This window comes from Streptomyces sp. NPDC051172 (assembly GCF_040682555.1).
Lineage (GTDB): Bacteria > Actinomycetota > Actinomycetes > Streptomycetales > Streptomycetaceae > Streptomyces.
On the sequence record NZ_JBFBBE010000328.1, the window covers coordinates 1 to 1,574 of the forward strand.

The 1,574-nt window shown below is 68.1% G+C and carries 2 protein-coding genes and 2 pseudogenes; 2 read left to right on the top strand and 2 right to left on the bottom strand.

Annotation, left to right across the window (positions count from 1 at the left end; genetic code table 11):
* Nucleotides 1–133, bottom strand: a pseudogene (locus tag AB0N07_RS50790) (mismatch-specific DNA-glycosylase); the annotation flags it as partial.
* Between the two features lies 1 nt (nucleotide 134).
* Nucleotides 135–233 (bottom strand): annotated as a pseudogene (locus tag AB0N07_RS50795) (type II toxin-antitoxin system YoeB family toxin); the annotation flags it as partial.
* 183 nt (nucleotides 234–416) lie between these two features.
* Between AB0N07_RS50795 and AB0N07_RS50800 the strand changes: the two are divergent.
* Nucleotides 417–827, top strand: coding sequence for an FAD-dependent oxidoreductase (locus tag AB0N07_RS50800; RefSeq protein ID WP_362015770.1), 411 nt, complete (start codon nucleotides 417–419; stop codon nucleotides 825–827).
* Between the two features lie 224 nt (nucleotides 828–1,051).
* Nucleotides 1,052–1,574 (top strand): L-dopachrome tautomerase-related protein (locus AB0N07_RS50805; RefSeq protein ID WP_365847769.1); only part of this gene is annotated, 523 nt, incomplete at its 3' end.

A 1,574-nucleotide genomic window follows, 5' to 3' on the forward strand; every position in this document is an offset into this window, starting at 1 on the left:
CGAAGTGCGCACCGGTGGCGGCGGTCCACAGGCCGGGGTTGATGCCGATGAACAGCAGCCGCAGCGGGTCCGGCAGCAGGTCGGGGACGGTGCGGTCGCGGAACTGCTGGAGCTCGGCCTGGGTGAAGCGCATGTCAGTAGTGATACCTCGCCTGGAGGATGATCAGGTCCTCGTCGTCGGCGAGGTAGACGAGCCTGTGCTCCTCCGTGATGCGCCGGGACCATGCCCCGGCCGCGCCGCCGTCACCCTCTGCGCCATCTTCACCTGGCTACGCGCATAAGGGAGACACGCCCTAGCCCAGAGAGCGAGGGGTCGCTGTGCGCGGTGACTGCGGGCTTACACAGCCCGCTGACGTCGTGGCAGCGGCCCTTCTCCTGCGGCGTATCGCTCATCACCAACAGATCGAGGAACCGCGATGACAGGAACTGACGACGGCGTTGCCATGACGCGTTCACCCGAGGTAGCAGTGATCGGGGGTGGGATCGTTGGTCTTTCGACGGCGTACGCGCTGCGGGAGCAGGGCGTACCGGTGCGTTTGTACGAGGCTGGTCTGCCCGGGACGGGTCAGTCCGGAGGCGAGTCGCGGATCTTCCGACATGCCCACGACGACCCGCGACTCGTTGCTTTCGCGCGCGAAAGCCGCGGCGTCTGGGATGAGTGGGCCGAACACTTCGACGTCGAGCTGGTCTCATCAGACGGTGTCCTGGCGATCGGAGACAGCGTCCTGGCGCGGCTGCGGGTGCTCAACCAGGTCGGCGGCGTGGAAGCGCACGAGATCGACGCGGTCGCGGTCACCCTGCTCAGCGCCGTGGCCCGGACCAGCTGACCGGCGCACCACTCCCCTTACGTGACTTGGACGGGGGCTCTCCATGCACCGGGGCCCTGGGCACCGCACACCGCAACCCACTGGGACTGCCGGGCAGAACTGGTCCTGCCCGAAGGCTCCCGCCCTGGCGGCCGGGAACCCGGTGTACCGTTTCGAGCACGAGCCCGACCGACAGGAGCGATGTGATGGAGAATCGATCGGAAAGCCTGCCCGCGGAGCAGCCGGTGGGCGAGCTGGAGGAGGTGGCCCATTTCCACGGCCCCATGCTCACCGGCGTCACGGTCTCGCACCGGGGGCGGATCTTCGTCAATTACCCGAAGTGGGGCGATGACGTCGCCTTCACGGTGGCCGAAATTCGCGACGGCGAGGCGGTGGCCTACCCGAACGAGGCCATCAATCGCACCGATTCCGACGACCTGGCGAACACCCTGGTCTCGGTGCAGAGCGTGGTGGTGGACCCTGCCGACCGGCTGTGGATCCTGGACACCGGAAGCCCGCTATTCAAGCCCACGACCTACGGCGGGCCCAAGCTCGTCTGCGTCGACCTGACCAGCGACACAGTGGTCAAGACCATCCTGTTCCCCCAGGATGTCGCGTTGCCCACCAGCTACCTCAACGACGTGCGCTTCGACCTGCGCCGCGGAGCCGAGGGCGTCGGGCCTGGGCGCGCAGGGCGCCGGTGCTGCGGGCCGAGAGCAGCCAGGGCACGGCCGTGCCGGCGTCCTGTGTGCTCTTCCCTGTCTCCTC

Coding starts and splice junctions, on each gene's coding strand:
- AB0N07_RS50800 (WP_362015770.1), top strand. CDS start 417: ATGACAGGAACTGACGACGGCGTTGCCATGACGCGTTCACCCGAGGTA.